22 protein-coding genes are annotated in these 12,644 nt (G+C 59.5%); 10 read left to right on the top strand and 12 right to left on the bottom strand.

What is annotated here, in order from left to right; genetic code table 11:
- Positions 1 to 107: 107 nt before the first annotated feature.
- Positions 108 to 569: a hypothetical protein gene (locus EB230_RS20795; RefSeq protein ID WP_172373844.1), complete on the bottom strand. Its 462-nt coding sequence runs from the start codon at positions 567 to 569 to the stop codon at positions 108 to 110.
- Entirely contained in the window at positions 566 to 778 is a 213-nt protein-coding gene (locus EB230_RS20790) for a hypothetical protein (protein ID WP_172373842.1), read from the bottom strand. The genes EB230_RS20795 and EB230_RS20790 overlap by 4 nt, the downstream gene beginning before the upstream one ends.
- Positions 779 to 898: 120 nt before the next feature.
- On the opposite strand from EB230_RS20790, the gene EB230_RS20785 reads away from it, so the two are divergent.
- The 3 genes from EB230_RS20785 (at position 899) to EB230_RS20775 (ending at position 2,568) form a co-directional block, all read left to right on the top strand.
- Entirely contained in the window at positions 899 to 1,486 is a 588-nt protein-coding gene (locus tag EB230_RS20785; protein WP_172373840.1) for a hypothetical protein, read from the top strand.
- A gap of 134 nt (positions 1,487 to 1,620) precedes the next feature.
- On the top strand, positions 1,621 to 1,866 hold the full coding sequence (locus EB230_RS20780) for a hypothetical protein (protein WP_172373838.1): 246 nt from the start codon (positions 1,621 to 1,623) through the stop codon (positions 1,864 to 1,866).
- A gap of 9 nt (positions 1,867 to 1,875) precedes the next feature.
- Complete coding sequence (locus EB230_RS20775; protein WP_172373835.1) at positions 1,876 to 2,568, top strand: SOS response-associated peptidase; 693 nt, start codon at positions 1,876 to 1,878, stop codon at positions 2,566 to 2,568.
- Positions 2,569 to 2,760: 192 nt separating this feature from the next.
- Here EB230_RS20775 and EB230_RS20770 read toward each other — a convergent pair whose 3' ends face one another.
- The 4 genes from EB230_RS20770 to EB230_RS20755 form a co-directional block, all read right to left on the bottom strand.
- Positions 2,761 to 2,982 (bottom strand): DUF768 domain-containing protein, encoded by a 222-nt coding sequence (locus EB230_RS20770; protein ID WP_172373833.1) that lies wholly within the window; start codon positions 2,980 to 2,982, stop codon positions 2,761 to 2,763.
- Positions 2,983 to 3,006: 24 nt separating this feature from the next.
- Entirely contained in the window at positions 3,007 to 3,237 is a 231-nt protein-coding gene (locus EB230_RS20765) for a hypothetical protein (RefSeq protein WP_172373831.1), read from the bottom strand.
- An 11-nt stretch (positions 3,238 to 3,248) separates the two neighbouring features.
- The gene (locus tag EB230_RS20760; RefSeq protein WP_348646670.1) at positions 3,249 to 3,449 is read right to left on the bottom strand and encodes a hypothetical protein; all 201 of its coding nucleotides are present in this window, start codon (positions 3,447 to 3,449) and stop codon (positions 3,249 to 3,251) included.
- 68 nt (positions 3,450 to 3,517) lie between these two features.
- Positions 3,518 to 4,108, bottom strand: coding sequence for a hypothetical protein (locus tag EB230_RS20755; RefSeq protein ID WP_246738828.1), 591 nt, complete (start codon positions 4,106 to 4,108; stop codon positions 3,518 to 3,520).
- Positions 4,109 to 4,179: 71 nt separating this feature from the next.
- Here EB230_RS20755 and EB230_RS20750 point away from each other — a divergent pair, with 71 nt between their 5' ends.
- Positions 4,180 to 4,398 (top strand): hypothetical protein, encoded by a 219-nt coding sequence (locus tag EB230_RS20750; RefSeq protein ID WP_172373827.1) that lies wholly within the window; start codon positions 4,180 to 4,182, stop codon positions 4,396 to 4,398.
- 920 nt (positions 4,399 to 5,318) lie between these two features.
- A complete protein-coding gene (locus EB230_RS20745) occupies positions 5,319 to 6,068 on the top strand; it encodes an outer membrane beta-barrel protein (RefSeq protein ID WP_172373825.1) in 750 nt (249 codons plus the stop codon).
- Positions 6,069 to 6,252: 184 nt separating this feature from the next.
- Here EB230_RS20745 and EB230_RS20740 read toward each other — a convergent pair whose 3' ends face one another.
- From EB230_RS20740 to EB230_RS20730, 3 genes are read right to left on the bottom strand one after another with little or no spacing between them, the layout of a single operon-like run.
- Positions 6,253 to 6,588, bottom strand: coding sequence for a hypothetical protein (locus EB230_RS20740; protein WP_172370959.1), 336 nt, complete (start codon positions 6,586 to 6,588; stop codon positions 6,253 to 6,255).
- Between the two features lie 49 nt (positions 6,589 to 6,637).
- Positions 6,638 to 7,009, bottom strand: a complete 372-nt coding sequence (locus EB230_RS20735) for a DUF1515 family protein (RefSeq protein ID WP_246738827.1) — start codon at positions 7,007 to 7,009, stop codon at positions 6,638 to 6,640.
- 48 nt (positions 7,010 to 7,057) lie between these two features.
- Complete coding sequence (locus EB230_RS20730; RefSeq protein WP_172373821.1) at positions 7,058 to 7,324, bottom strand: hypothetical protein; 267 nt, start codon at positions 7,322 to 7,324, stop codon at positions 7,058 to 7,060.
- Between EB230_RS20730 and EB230_RS32700 the strand changes: the two genes are divergently transcribed.
- On the top strand, positions 7,314 to 7,643 hold the full coding sequence (locus tag EB230_RS32700) for a hypothetical protein (RefSeq protein WP_246738826.1): 330 nt from the start codon (positions 7,314 to 7,316) through the stop codon (positions 7,641 to 7,643). The two genes, EB230_RS20730 and EB230_RS32700, sit on opposite strands and share 11 nt — an antisense overlap.
- Before the next feature lie 233 nt (positions 7,644 to 7,876).
- Here EB230_RS32700 and EB230_RS32695 read toward each other — a convergent pair whose 3' ends face one another.
- Positions 7,877 to 8,350: a glycoside hydrolase family 108 protein gene (locus EB230_RS32695; RefSeq protein ID WP_246738825.1), complete on the bottom strand. Its 474-nt coding sequence runs from the start codon at positions 8,348 to 8,350 to the stop codon at positions 7,877 to 7,879.
- A gap of 52 nt (positions 8,351 to 8,402) precedes the next feature.
- Here EB230_RS32695 and EB230_RS20720 point away from each other — a divergent pair, with 52 nt between their 5' ends.
- A complete protein-coding gene (locus EB230_RS20720; protein ID WP_172373819.1) occupies positions 8,403 to 8,591 on the top strand; it encodes a hypothetical protein in 189 nt (62 codons plus the stop codon).
- Positions 8,592 to 8,661: 70 nt separating this feature from the next.
- On the top strand, positions 8,662 to 8,799 hold the full coding sequence (locus tag EB230_RS20715; protein ID WP_172373817.1) for a hypothetical protein: 138 nt from the start codon (positions 8,662 to 8,664) through the stop codon (positions 8,797 to 8,799).
- An 8-nt stretch (positions 8,800 to 8,807) separates the two neighbouring features.
- On the opposite strand, the gene EB230_RS20710 is transcribed toward EB230_RS20715, so the two are convergent.
- Positions 8,808 to 9,569: a Stf0 family sulfotransferase gene (locus tag EB230_RS20710; RefSeq protein WP_172373815.1), complete on the bottom strand. Its 762-nt coding sequence runs from the start codon at positions 9,567 to 9,569 to the stop codon at positions 8,808 to 8,810.
- A 318-nt stretch (positions 9,570 to 9,887) separates the two neighbouring features.
- On the opposite strand from EB230_RS20710, the gene EB230_RS20705 reads away from it, so the two are divergent.
- Together EB230_RS20705 and EB230_RS20700 are read left to right on the top strand one after the other, a co-directional pair.
- A complete protein-coding gene (locus EB230_RS20705) occupies positions 9,888 to 10,118 on the top strand; it encodes a hypothetical protein (protein ID WP_172373813.1) in 231 nt (76 codons plus the stop codon).
- 219 nt (positions 10,119 to 10,337) lie between these two features.
- Positions 10,338 to 11,468, top strand: coding sequence for an acyltransferase (locus EB230_RS20700; RefSeq protein ID WP_281410908.1), 1,131 nt, complete (start codon positions 10,338 to 10,340; stop codon positions 11,466 to 11,468).
- A gap of 452 nt (positions 11,469 to 11,920) precedes the next feature.
- Here EB230_RS20700 and EB230_RS20695 read toward each other — a convergent pair whose 3' ends face one another.
- Complete coding sequence (locus EB230_RS20695; RefSeq protein WP_172373809.1) at positions 11,921 to 12,604, bottom strand: sialate O-acetylesterase; 684 nt, start codon at positions 12,602 to 12,604, stop codon at positions 11,921 to 11,923.
- Positions 12,605 to 12,644 lie beyond the last annotated feature (40 nt).

Below are 12,644 nucleotides of genomic sequence, written 5' to 3'. Positions count from 1 at the left end.
TTGCAGACCAGGATGCTTTGACGAGCCACCGATAAAAACCGGGCTAAAGCGCACGCATTTTGTCTTCTGAGTTGGCGCCTTCGGGTCGCAAGCGCTCGGCCATCACCTCAGTTTCGCGGCATGCTGTGTATCTCCATCCGAACCGGCCCGCCTTTCTTGCAACTGGTGCAGAAAAGGGCGCGTTCGACCGTACTGAAAAGAGCATGCTTGCCATAGCGCCGGATCAGTCCTTCTGGCTTCACATCCGCATGGTGCGAGCAATTGATGCAATGGGCGCGCAAAATGTGCCAGCTGCGCAGATCACCCAGGGCAACATCCAGTCCGGCGTGAACGCTTCCATCAATGATCGTCTGCGGCGGGAGCTTGACCTCGCCTGGCGCCAGAACCTTCTCCATGACGTGGCGGCTGTTGTAGTGGATCAGCAGCATGCCTGGCCGGCGCCTCATCGCGGCGTGCCAGGCAGCGATGCTGACGGCAAAATCCGAGGACCGGCTGATGGTTTCGAGAAACGTCTTTTCCTCCTCGCTGTCCCAAACCTCGATGCGATAGGTGTCCTCATTGCTGGTCATAGTGGCCGCGTCCTGTGCCAGCCACGGGAGAAGCCGTTCGAGACGGCCGCGCGCGACAGGGCAAGCTCGTGCTCCAGCACGGCGTTTCTGGCGAGAGCCTTCAGCAAGGCCACCACAGCGTCGCCGCCGGCCGCCTCTATTGCGCGCTGGGCAGCTCGTTCCAATTCGGACACAGCTTCGCCGTTCGGCGCGTTTTGGCGCTTTCCCATTACCCTTCCTGCTCAGATGCACGTCAGAAATAAGGAACATATTCCTGTGCCGTCAAGCACGGACTTGACTCCATGTTCTCTTTTCGTTCACTATTGGCGCGATAGCCACAGGAGGCAGGCATGGACGTCATCATGCGCGCTCGGGGCGCATCACCCGAAGAAATGCAGCGAGGCTTGGAAGCTGCGAGAGCCGTTTTCAACCGCGCTGGAATGACGGCTGAACGGGCCGCAGGCGGCGCTTTTGCCGTCGAGGGCTGGGATGAGATGGGCTTCCCGCCGGACCAGGAGCCGTCGGAAGCGGAATATGCCGCTGCCGACGTCTGGTACGAAGCCAACAATGCGGCGCTGCAGGCATGCTGCGAAGGCTGGGCGGAGGAAAAGAGGCTGAGAGCGTTTGGGTTGGAATTGCTGTTCGATCCTGCAACCCAATTGGCCGATCGACCGGCGGCGCTGGCAATGCTCCGCGCCTTTACGGCTGCTGAAGACGGCAAACGCGAATTTTGGAACTCCCAGATCGGCATACTGGCGGACAGGTTGGCGGCCGATCTGGACGATTCGCGTGATCTGGTTGCAGCCGTGACCGTTGCCTATACCACACTGGCGCTTTCAGGCTTCAGGCCCGAAGAGCCGATCGAGCCCAAGCGCCAAGCCGTCTATGCCGCCATTGATGCGCTTGAGGCGGCAATAGAGAAACCGACGTCGCACTGATGGTCAAGCGCAACCGCAGGATTCCGGCGCCTTCCGTCATCGATCGCGATTGGCCTCACCAGGTTGCTCTGCCCGACGACATCTGCACCGATCGGAACTTCACGGTGATTACAAGGTTCTGCCAGGATCGCGGGATGGCATTCCAGGTCAGGCAGGTGCAGGCGGTGTGGCCGAACGGCAAATATGAAAGCTATCGGCTGCACTGCTTTGCCGACGCCGCCGCGGCGAAGACGTTCCGCGATCATTTCGCCGGAGAAGCGTTCGATCCGAAGCGCGATCGGGAGAATGGCAAGATACGTGGCTCCTGGCGGCGCACCGATGACTACAGGCGCATCCTCGATCTCGGCCCGCTCCGTGTCCCCGAGATCCTACGCAGCTAGAGGCAGATCATGTGCGGACGATACACCCGATATCTCTCATGGTCGGAGATCCACCGGCTCTACCGGCTGACGGCGCCGGCCGAGACCGGCCGCAACGACGAGCCGCGCTACAACATCGCCCCGACGCAGGACGTCCCTTTCGTCACCGCCGGCGAGAATGGAAACCACCGCTTGCGCGAGGGGAGATGGTGGCTCGTTCCGTTCTGGGCGAAGGAAATTCCAAAGGCGGCCATGTTCAATGCCAGGATCGAGGGTGTCGATACGGCGCCGGCCTTCCGTGACGCCTTCAAATCAAAGCGCTGCCTGATCCCGGCCGATGGCTTCTACGAGTGGACGATATCGCCGGCCGACGGCAAGAAGGATCCCTGGCACATCTACCAGCCCGGCCACGCGCCCTTCTCGTTCGCCGGCCTGTGGGCCCACAATTCCAATCTCGACATCACCAGCTGCACCATCATCACCGAGCCCGCCGGCGAGCCGATGAAGAACCTGCACGATCGCCAGCCCGTCATTCTCGACCCGGCCTATTACGATGCCTGGCTCGACCCGTCGACGCCGAAGGAATACCTGAAGGACATCCTCAGCCACGACATCGACGGGCAGCTGCAATTCAATCGCGTCGGTCGTGACGTCAATTCGACCGTCATCAACAAGCAGCCCAACGACCACCCTGCCCTGGTCGGGCCAATCAACCCGCTGTGAGTGACGAACCCGCGAGGCTTGCCGAAGGCATGACGCCAGCACCGCGCGACCGCGCCAAGGTGCTGGGCCACACATGCGAGCATGATGGCTGCGGGAAGATTGCCGGCTGGGGATTTGCTCGGCCTCGAGCAGAATCGCACTGGTTTTGCTTCGCGCACCGCGGCAACGGAGATCGGTATCTTTAGCCGCGCCCTATTCGGACAGGCCCGGGTCGAAATGCACGATCGCGTCGAGGATGGTGCGGTAGAGACTGTCGACCTCTTCATCGATCTCGCTGCGCTTGATGCCCAGCGCCTTGGCGTCCGCGATGAGTTTGTGGGTCAGCTCATCAACGGAAACAACATCGGCCTTGGCGGTTTCGGGAACATTGTTCGCGATCCACTGATCAAGGAAGTTGATGCCGCGTGTGCTCATTGAGCCTTAAGCTCGACCAAGGCTTTAGGTTCCGGCCGGCCCGTCGACGGCGTCTTCATCGACTTCGGCCTCCATGTCGGGGCTCACAGGCTTTGGCTGTTCGCCGAACGCCACGCCGTCGAAGCCCTGCAACCAGGCGTCGGCATGCTCTTGCCAGAACTCGGGCACGACGCGCTCCTTGCCGTCCTTGCGCGCCTGCGCGCCGTACATCCAGGCGTAGTTCGCGCGCTCCTGGTCCTTCTTGGCGACGGCCATCAGCGTTCCCCTTACCGGCCGAGCGGCTGCTTTGACACAGAGAGCAGCTCGGTCTCGTCTTTGATGCCGGCCATGTAATTGGCGATGATGCGGGACGCGAGCGCGTCGCGCTCCTCTGTCCGAAAATCCATCTTGAGTTGGTCGAAAACACGCCCCAGCAATTCAACCTCGGATGGATCAAAGTTACCAGCCTCACGGGCCTTGTGTCGCATTGGCATCGGTTTCTCCTCAGCAACCGGATGCGCAATAGAAGCACAGCGTCTGCCCAAGGCAAGCCGTCTCAATTCTCTTCCCAATAGTCCAGCAGTCTCGCGTGTCGCAGCTTCTCCTCGCCCTTGAGCGTCTTCACGCGGCCGACCAGGCCAGGTTTCAGCCACTCGGCCTTATCCTTCTTGTGTCCATTCGGAACGGGACCGCCGACCTTGCCTTGCACACGGTCCCACAGGGCTTGCCTCTTGTCGGCCCTTAGCCTCACGAACGCGCCGCCTTTATAGTGGCCCTTTTCAGCCATTATAACCTGCGCGGCTTTGCCGGGATCTCGCTGCACGCCAATGATGTCCATCTGCTTCTCTTCGAAGCACTTGATCTTGCGCCAGGCCATCGTAGGGCCGCTGCGATAGGCGCTGTCCTTCCTCTTGGACACCACGCCTTCAAGGCCGGCCTTGTCGACGAGATGATAGACCGCCGCGCCAGTGCCGGGCAGCGCTTCGCTGAACTGTATTCGCCCGCCTTCCGGGATCATGCCTTGCAGGATCTCGCGTCGATCGGCCAGCGGCATGGCTCGCAGATCGTGACCATAGCTGCAGCCAAAGATGGCACCTGCAAACCAGCTATCGCTTTTGCAGCGTTCAAGGCTGCGGCGATTGATCAAGGACTATCGCTGCCATCTGACAGGAGTTCCGCACTCAAAATGCTCGATGACGTGAGCAAGGACATGCAGACATGACGAAACTTTCAGACTTGGGCCGGCCCGTCCAAGGCAAGCTGCACGGCGGCGAGCCGGAGCGACAAGAAGACAATTTCTATCCGTGCCCCTACTGTGGCCAGATGGTCGATCAGCGCGACCTGCGCCAGGTGATGTGGCACGAAGGCCCGGGCCACGAGCCGCTGGAGCCGGAAGATGGAGCAACAATCCTGATGTTCCCCGGCGTCCGGAAATAACTACCGCGCACACCCTGATAAACAAAAAACCCGCCGGCCGAAGCCAGCGAGCTTTGATGTCGGCAAGCCAGGATCAGGTGGGGCAGTTAGAAACGCAAACGGCGACAACAGCCGTCAACTTCTCGCGCTTCACCAGCACCGGCTTAAAATAGGTCTTCTTCATAGGATACTTCCCCGCGTTTTCGCTCAAGCCGGCAAACTGCCTTCCGCGACGAGAGCTTGTCAACCCGGCAGCTCTGTTGCTTGGCTGACAAGCACCAGTTCGGCTGCCAACCAAAAGCCTGATGCCATAAAAAGCCCGATCACGATTGCAAATACTATCAGCCGCATACTGCGCCCCTGAGTCGGTTGCTGAGTAACATGTCAGATAAAGGCAAAAAAGGCCGCCACCGCGAAAACAGTGACGGGCTTCCATCTGATCGAAAGCATGGAATAACCGACTAGAACAAGCACAATCCGCTGGCTTGCCAATGGGGGATAGAGTGGCCCGCGCCTCTCGGGGAAGCGCGGGCCGACCAAGATTTGGGTCTTTGGTCAGCGGCCGCTCGCTGAAGACGGCCGCCTCCAGTCAAACAAGCGCTAAAGACCGAAGTTCCACCTCACGACGAAAAAGCCCGCCACCTTTCGGCAGCGGGCACAGACAAGGTTGGAACTCGCACTGCATGGGCGGCAGCGCAGCCTTCTAATTTCGTCAGCAGGAACTTGTTCCCTCAAACCTCACTTAGCGGTCACCGAGACCCGGCAAAAGCCCCGGGGCAACTTTACTGGCTATTGCCTTCCGCGAGGCCAGCGCGGGTCCAGCGATCGATAGCGGGTTGGTCCAAGATAAAATAAAAGTGGTTGCACAATCGTCACACAATTTGCTCACGATCTCGGCTATTGTCCTCAACGAGGGTTTTACTTGGGTCTGGAGAAAATACGTGAACAAATTCTTAGCAGTTCTGGCCGTTGCCACCCTGGCGGCAAGCACAGCCTCAGCAGCCGACATGGTGGCACCGATCGCGGGGTCGACCTATGACTGGAGCGGTTTCTACGTCGGCGGCCATCTCGGCTTTGCCAATGGCGACATCACGGCGACGGACGTAACGGAGCCGAATGGTGGATTTTTCACCGACGCCGTTCCGGCCGGCACGGAAGGCTTTGACTTCAACAAGGGCGGCGTAGCCGGCGGTATCCATGCAGGCGCGCAATGGCAGTGGGGCCAATGGGTTCTGGGCGGCGAGGCCACCTGGACGGCAACGGGCATCCGCAAGACCATCACGAGCCCCTACTTCCCGGACACGGACACAGAGACCGCCAAAATCTCGAATTATGCGACGGTCGTCGGCCGCGTCGGCTACGCCTTCGATCGCGTGCTGATCTACGCCAAGGCGGGTTATGCCGGCGGCAAGGTGGACTTCCGCGCCCGAGACAACGATGCCCTCGTCACCTACGAGAAGAATGAGTGGCAGAACGGCTATGCGCTTGGCGCCGGCATCGACTATGCCCTCACGAACAACCTCTCGCTGGGCGTGGACTATACCCACGTCGACCTCGGCCATAAGACGAGCACGGGTGACAACGTGTTCGATGACGGTCACCTTGGTGACAATCCCGAGACCTATCGCACCAAGGCCAAGGTTGATGCCGTCATGGCCCGGCTGACCTACAAGTTCGGAATGGGCCAGTAATTTTTTAGCCACAAAGTCACAAGAAGAAGGCCCGGCAGATAGCCGGGCTTTTGCGTTTACGTGTCGGAAAAGGCCCGCTGTCCCTTGGGGGAACAGCGGGCAAGTCCAGGAAGTGCGCTGGGATCATCCAGCAGCGATCAACGAGCGGCGGCAGGGTTGGTCGCGACCACGGACTGCCTGGTAACTATATCTCGTCAAACCGACCTTCTCGGGTGGGATGACGGGCGATGGCGGCCTCTTCTTCATCGTCAGGCAAGGCGTCGTCGCTATTCTGATACGCATTGTCATCGTCTTCCTCGGCAACTTCGCCATCCACTTGAATACCGGCATTGGTCTCGGCTGTTGCGAGATTGTCGTCGCGTTCGGATTCGATGTTGATGGTCTCGCCCTCACCGTGGACCTGATCGCGGTCCCAGTCGTTGGTCTTGTCGGGCGTTTTGACGACAGCTTCTCGAGTCTCCCGGTCTGTGTCCTTGCGGGGATCGGTGCCGGGAATATCGCGCGATGATTTGGGTTGCATGGCGTGGTTCTCCTTTGAAGCCAAACCACTTCAGACATTCAAGGTTCCCTCACCCACCGCGCAGCACTCGCCATATATCCGTCCAGTACGCCGTGACCAGCGATGCCAGCGCCGCCGCCGCCATCCCCGTTACCCCCAGGGCGCCAAGCCCCATGAGCTTCCAGCGTGTCACCTCGGCCGTCACTTCCTTGACGCTGGTCATGTCGGCATTGAGCTTGCTGACCGCGCTTTCTGTGGCGCTGACGCGCTCGACCAGCTCGTCGGTCTTCTGATACATCTTCGCGCGGCTGGCGGCGGCGCGTTGTTCCGACTGCTCGTAGCTCAGGGCGGCACGGGAATCGCTGTCCTTGATGTCGCGACGGATCTCGGTGATGTCGCGCTGCATGTTCTGCGTCGCCTCGAGGAGACCGCCGATCATCATTTCGAGGCTTCTGTTGGATGGTCCCGGCATGTCCCGACCTTTGCTGCGCTATTTAAGTTCGGCCCGGCGCGCGGCGCTGGCCTTCGTGTGCAGATCGCATTCGGCCCTGGTGTAGAGCTTCACGGCGCAGCCGGGCGCCACGGTGCGGTCGATCCTGTTCTGATCGGCCAGCGTCTTGCCCTGTGCGCCGGGAAGGCTGTTACCGACGGCCTGTCGTAGCGGCGCCACACCGCTGACGTCCGAAGTCGTACACGCCGCCAGCGTCAATGCACTCGTCAAGAGACATGCGAGCGTCGATCCCCTTTTGAATCGCATTCTGATTTCCCTTCTCGATCTTGGCGCGGACCTCGTCGGCGCCTTTGTGCTTGATGAATTCGTAGACCCCGAGCACGGCGCCCGAGGCGACAAGGGCGATGGCCGCCCAGCCGATGACGCCGCCGACCAGGCGCGAGACGCCAAGCCGGCCGACAAGGAAGGTGATGAGCTAGCTCATGCTGGGGCCTGGCCCATCGCCGCGGCAAGCCTCTTGGCCTTGCGGTTGGCATACCAGCGATATCCGGCACTGCCGAGCAGCAGCACGGCACTGAGGACGGCCAGCACCAAAACCACCTTCATGATGAACTCGCTGCCGTAGGACATCGGGGAAAGCTGGTTCTGGAGATCCTGCAGCGTGCCCGCGATGCCGCCGCTGCCGATGCCGGCGCCGATCGCCGCGTCGGCCGGGGCCGTCGATGGTGCAGCCTGTGCGTCTTCGGCTAGCGCCTTGGCCTGACCGCCATCGATGAAGTTCGCTGCTCGCGGTGCGGCTCCGCTCGCCCATGCCTTGCCGATGGTTCGAACTTCGGCAACGCGAGCCGACCACCCCTTTCAGAAGGTCGGGAAGGTCTTCAGCGCCCGGAGAAATCTCATGCGCTCGTCGCAGATGCGATTGATGAGCTCACCCAGGCTATTGACGCTTTGGATAGCCGCCAGCGTGCCAACTCCGATGACGCCATCGATCGGGCCTGTGTAGAGCGGCACCAGAGCCCGCTGAAGCCACATGATCGACCGAGCCGGGCCAGAGTTCACTGCCCCGTCGAACACGACATAGTCGACGCCGGCCGGCACCAGGTCGCCCTTCACGGCATCCCAATACTGCCTGTCATAGATTTCGTTCAGTTCATCCGTGGTGATGCCTTTGACCGACCTGGTGGCAAGGCCCCTGCCCTTGCGATAGCCGTCATAGACCCGCTGGGTGACGCCCTTCATGGTGGCGCCGCCAGGATCCTTGGGATGGTTGCTGTAGCCGCCCTCATGCGCGAGCACGCGGGCAAGCGATTCCTTTTCACGGGACGCTGCCATGATGTTTCCTGTCGGGTGATGATCTGGCTATGGTCGGCGCGGGAGCGAGCCGATGGGGGACTACACGGTGGAGTTGATCCGCGACTGCAATGCAGTGCGGCGTGCGGACTTCGAGGCCGAGAACGTTGTCGAGGCCGCGACGATTTGGGGGCCGGTAACGATCCCGCCCGATACCGGCGAATGGATCAGGGTGACGCACCCGGACGGCTGCACGACAACTTGGTTTGAGATGGATCGTTAAGCCGATGAAACGAGACTGGGTAAAGTTGCCGAAGCCGTGGGCTGACCTGCGCCCCTGCCTACGCGATTAGGTGGCGGCCAAGGCTGGCGAGATCCACACGTATGATGGCGGGCATGTCGGGCTGGTGGATGGGTTGTGGCAGGTCGTGTTCAGCGGCGACGCGAACGATGCCGATATGGTGTTGAACGCGCTGCGGAAGCCGAACTGAAATTTTGCTCAGGCCCTTTTCAGCGGGCGCTTTTTCAAAAATCGACTGAGATTTGAGAGCGTTCTTGCTGCCGGCTTCTCATCCTCCAGCAACAGGTCAATGATTCCGCCAGCTTTTGCATCTGACCGAAACCGTACCGCCCATTCTTCTGTCAGGTCGTCACGCTGGATCTTAAGTGCGGACGGCGCCACCTGCGCAGGCGGGGCAACGTCCATGTAGGCCGCCACAATTTCCACAAAAGGCGTGGGATCTTCAAGGACTTGCTCGTAGACAACATGCTTGAAAGGCAGGCCCATCATGCCGAGATATTTCGACCAAAACCGGTATCCGTCCTCGAGATGGGCGTAACTTCGGAGGATTGCCGCAAAATCGTAATCGGCCGAGGCTCCTGTCCCTTCAAGCCTGCTTGTCCACTTTTTGGAAACATTGCCGCGATGGTACGAGATGGCTTGCCTCAGCCGGTCCCGTCGTTCCAGAAACACCAGCCCGATTTCATGCTTCGAGAGCATTTCGAACAAGAAATCCGTCCCAAATCTGTCGTGCGTTTCACGAAGATGGTTGGGGAAAAGCTTTATGGCGAAGCGCCGGTTTGCCGAAGTCCCCAACTTCAAGACCGACGTTTCCAACTCATGAAATGATTGCGGCTTCGCCGAGTGGTGATACAGATCCAGCCATTCGCCAAAACGGCCCATGGTGCCGGCGGCATTCGCCAGACTTCCGAGCCATTCTGAGCCGCTCCTGGGCATTGTTAAAAGCGCAACCCCCTTCACACTGACCTCCTGCGGAATCGTCGACAAAAGCCGAGCGCTTGGGGAGCGAGCTTTACGGCCGGGCCTTCACCTGGAGCCAGAACAAAAGTCGTGGCGCCTGGTTCGTCGGTATAAACAACCGGCCGATCCGGCGCAAACCGGCGCGCCGCGTTGGAAGTCCGGGTGGGGCGCAACGGCGAAAGCAATGAGGCCGACGTGATCTTGAACGCGCTGCGAAAGCCGAACTAGCTCGGCTGCGGACAGCCTCATCAAGCTGGGCGGAAGATTGTCTTGCTATCAGTTTTGCTATAGTTCGGCTCGGAGAGCCCCTGGGTCGTAATGCTGAAAAGACTGGTAGAGCGCGGTTTTGCGATATGCGGAAGTCTGGCCGCCATCGTCATTTCGCTTGCCCTTCTGCACGGCCTGCATGACGCTTGGCAACCCGTACTATTTCAGTTTGTCGTCCTGAAATGGGTCAGCTTCGCCATGTTCATGTTCATCGCAATCTTCTCGCTGATCACGATCATCGAGGCGACGTTTGGAACCAAGTGGTTCGGTCCACTCAGGTAGCTTTCTGAAGCGCTGCAGCCGCCCTCATTGCGCGAGTACGCGGGCGAGCGATTCCTTTTCACGGGAAGAGCCATGAATTTTCCTTTCGGATGATATGGGGGCCGACTTGATTTCGACCGGCCTAAGGTCCCGCAGACGTTGTTCTCTGCGTTCTCTTTCAATTGTCATGAAGCATGACTGCGAATAGGTTGCGCCCAATTTTCCAAATGAGAGACCGGCTTGCTTAAGTCGCTTGCAAAAAGACTGTTCCCGAGATCAGCGCCAGCCGATGCTCAAGCGACTGTAGAACGCCAGCGGAATCCGTCACTGGACGGACTTCGCGGGTGCGCAGTGCTGATTGTGATGTGCTCTCACTTCGACGGACTTTTCGGCATCACTAAAGGCAATCTCGGCGTCGACATCTTCTTCGTACTGAGTGGTTTTCTAATCACGTCGCTGCTGCTTCGTGAAATTGCCGACACAGGCACCGTCAGCCTTGCCAATTTCTATGCCCGCCGCGTCCTGCGGTTGGCTCCGGCTCTGCTCGTCTGTGTTTTTCTTTTCGGCGCTATCGATCTCGCATTTGGAATATTCCCCCACAATATCATCCTGCGATCAATTCCTGCCGCTATCTTCTATGTGAGCAACTGGGTGCGCGCCACAGATCTGTGGAATATGTATGAATTCGGGCACACTTGGTCGCTGGCAATCGAAGAGCAGTTCTATCTTATCTGGCCGATAGCGCTCCTGTTCCTGATTGGTCGCGTCCGGAACTTCACCGCGATTTTTGCCGGTGTGCTGTTTTTGGTTCTGGCAATAGAGGTGAACCGCTACACGTTGGTGGCCCGTGGCGCTCCGGAGATGTGGGTCTCCGCGGCATTCCACACTCGCGCAGACGCGATATTTGCCGGAGCGCTGCCTGCCATCGTCGCCCACGGCGGGATATCCGAACAGTTCAAGCGGTGGCTTTGGTCGGCGGCGTCTGCTGGCGTCATGGTAATCGTTCTTGTGATGCTGTTGCCTGCCGACTACCTCGCCTGGAAGCAGCCGCTTGTTGTTGCGTCGGTCGCCGTCATCGTGCTCCATCTTTCGTCAAATGCAGGCTCGCGCATGCACTTGGCAATGTCGGCTGACTGGCTCGTCTACACGGGCAGGATCTCTTACGGTCTTTACCTCTACCATTACCCGATCTGGTATTTGACGGTGCACAAGTACGGAGCCGCGCTGTCTGTCGGAGAAAAGCAAGCAATCGGTTTATTCATCCTGGCGCCCGCCTCCTATGCCATGGCAGGCATGTCATTCAGGTACATCGAAACTCCCGCCCTGCTGATGAAGGAGCGTTTCCGCAGCAGGCTCACTGCCCTTGCCTAGTCTTCGCGGCAAGGGCCGCCTGGACGGGCACGTCAGTCTGGTGGATGGCGTGTGCCAAGTTCTGTACGGCGGCGACGCGAACGATGCCGATATGGTGTTGAATGCACTACGGAAGCCGAACTAGAGCTTTGCCGCCGCCACGAACAAGTCGTCGATACGAAATAAAGCGGTTGCGTGCCTGTCGGTGTTTGAGTGATATTAGTTTTCATGACAAACGGCTCGCTTCTCTTCGCTGGCATGCTCGCGGTCCTGATCGCGCTAAACTATGGCGCGTACAGGATTAGTCGCGACGGATCTTGGCACGAGCATCTTTCACTCAAACGAAGGCGCCTCATTGACGGTTCAGTGTCGCGAGGACTTCTGATGTGCCGCCGCACAGCAGACGGATGGCAGTGGCGATCCATGAGCAAGACCGAGACCGAGCGCAGCTATCTGGACAGCATAAGCGCGCCCTAAAAGACCACGTCGAGCGCGGCTTTCCAGAGGGACGCCGCCGCGTCCGCACCAGTTGCATTAAAATGCAGATTCCCAGCCTCTCGATTTGTCCCGGCTCCCGTCAGGCTGTCTGTGTCGCCGCCCGCGAAAATCGTAGCACCGTCTATGATGGCCGCCTGTGCCGCACGAACTGCGGCGCTCGTGTTACCGCCGTTGTATGAGCATTTTCCGATGAACCACGGAGCCTGGAAACCAGAGCCATAAGCTCGCACGCCAGTGATGATACTGGATAGTGCAGATGCATAGGCAACCTGCGATGTTCCTGCCGCCTGGTCCGTTTCTCCTTGATGCCAAAGATACCCAGTGACGGGTAGACCGAGTGACAAAGCCCGTTTCGTGGCAACGATGAGACGATCGAAAAACGACGCGCCAGGTTGCCAGTCGGCTACGGCTGTACTCCCGACGTCAGTTGGCAAAATAACTACTCGTGCAAAGACGCCGGCATCGATGAGTTTGTCGGCCAGCCGGCCACCCCAACTTCCAAGGGAGCCAGTCCCCCCGCCCAGCAGGGGGTCAGCGGTACGATAGATGCCGCCGTTGAAAAGGTACAGGGTTTGGTTTTTTGCGCCGTTTGTTGGCGTATAGGCTGCGGTAACATGATTGGCGCCGGCACCGTTTGATTGGCCGGCTGTGATGAACAAGGCTGTGTTCTCGCCACTAACCAAGCCGGGATAGACCAGT

The organism is Mesorhizobium sp. NZP2234, from assembly GCF_013170765.1.
Taxonomy (GTDB): Bacteria; Pseudomonadota; Alphaproteobacteria; order Rhizobiales; family Rhizobiaceae; genus Mesorhizobium; species Mesorhizobium loti_D.
The sequence above is the reverse complement of the archived record's forward strand: the minus strand, read 5'-3'. Positions and strand labels throughout refer to the sequence as shown.

What these genes read in the sequence shown, in the direction of transcription:
- EB230_RS20795 (WP_172373844.1), bottom strand. Translation starts at nt 569, where the DNA reads ATGACCAGCAATGAGGACACCTATCGCATCGAGGTTTGGGACAGCGAG.
- EB230_RS20790 (WP_172373842.1), bottom strand. Translation starts at nt 778, where the DNA reads ATGGGAAAGCGCCAAAACGCGCCGAACGGCGAAGCTGTGTCCGAATTG.
- EB230_RS20785 (WP_172373840.1), top strand. Translation starts at nt 899, where the DNA reads ATGGACGTCATCATGCGCGCTCGGGGCGCATCACCCGAAGAAATGCAG.
- EB230_RS20780 (WP_172373838.1), top strand. Translation starts at nt 1,621, where the DNA reads ATGGCATTCCAGGTCAGGCAGGTGCAGGCGGTGTGGCCGAACGGCAAA.
- EB230_RS20775 (WP_172373835.1), top strand. Translation starts at nt 1,876, where the DNA reads ATGTGCGGACGATACACCCGATATCTCTCATGGTCGGAGATCCACCGG.
- EB230_RS20770 (WP_172373833.1), bottom strand. Translation starts at nt 2,982, where the DNA reads ATGAGCACACGCGGCATCAACTTCCTTGATCAGTGGATCGCGAACAAT.
- EB230_RS20765 (WP_172373831.1), bottom strand. Translation starts at nt 3,237, where the DNA reads ATGGCCGTCGCCAAGAAGGACCAGGAGCGCGCGAACTACGCCTGGATG.
- EB230_RS20760 (WP_348646670.1), bottom strand. Translation starts at nt 3,449, where the DNA reads ATGCGACACAAGGCCCGTGAGGCTGGTAACTTTGATCCATCCGAGGTT.
- EB230_RS20750 (WP_172373827.1), top strand. Translation starts at nt 4,180, where the DNA reads ATGACGAAACTTTCAGACTTGGGCCGGCCCGTCCAAGGCAAGCTGCAC.
- EB230_RS20740 (WP_172370959.1), bottom strand. Translation starts at nt 6,588, where the DNA reads ATGCAACCCAAATCATCGCGCGATATTCCCGGCACCGATCCCCGCAAG.
- EB230_RS20735 (WP_246738827.1), bottom strand. Translation starts at nt 7,009, where the DNA reads ATGATGATCGGCGGTCTCCTCGAGGCGACGCAGAACATGCAGCGCGAC.
- EB230_RS20730 (WP_172373821.1), bottom strand. Translation starts at nt 7,324, where the DNA reads ATGCGATTCAAAAGGGGATCGACGCTCGCATGTCTCTTGACGAGTGCA.
- EB230_RS32695 (WP_246738825.1), bottom strand. Translation starts at nt 8,350, where the DNA reads ATGGCAGCGTCCCGTGAAAAGGAATCGCTTGCCCGCGTGCTCGCGCAT.
- EB230_RS20720 (WP_172373819.1), top strand. Translation starts at nt 8,403, where the DNA reads ATGGGGGACTACACGGTGGAGTTGATCCGCGACTGCAATGCAGTGCGG.
- EB230_RS20705 (WP_172373813.1), top strand. Translation starts at nt 9,888, where the DNA reads ATGCTGAAAAGACTGGTAGAGCGCGGTTTTGCGATATGCGGAAGTCTG.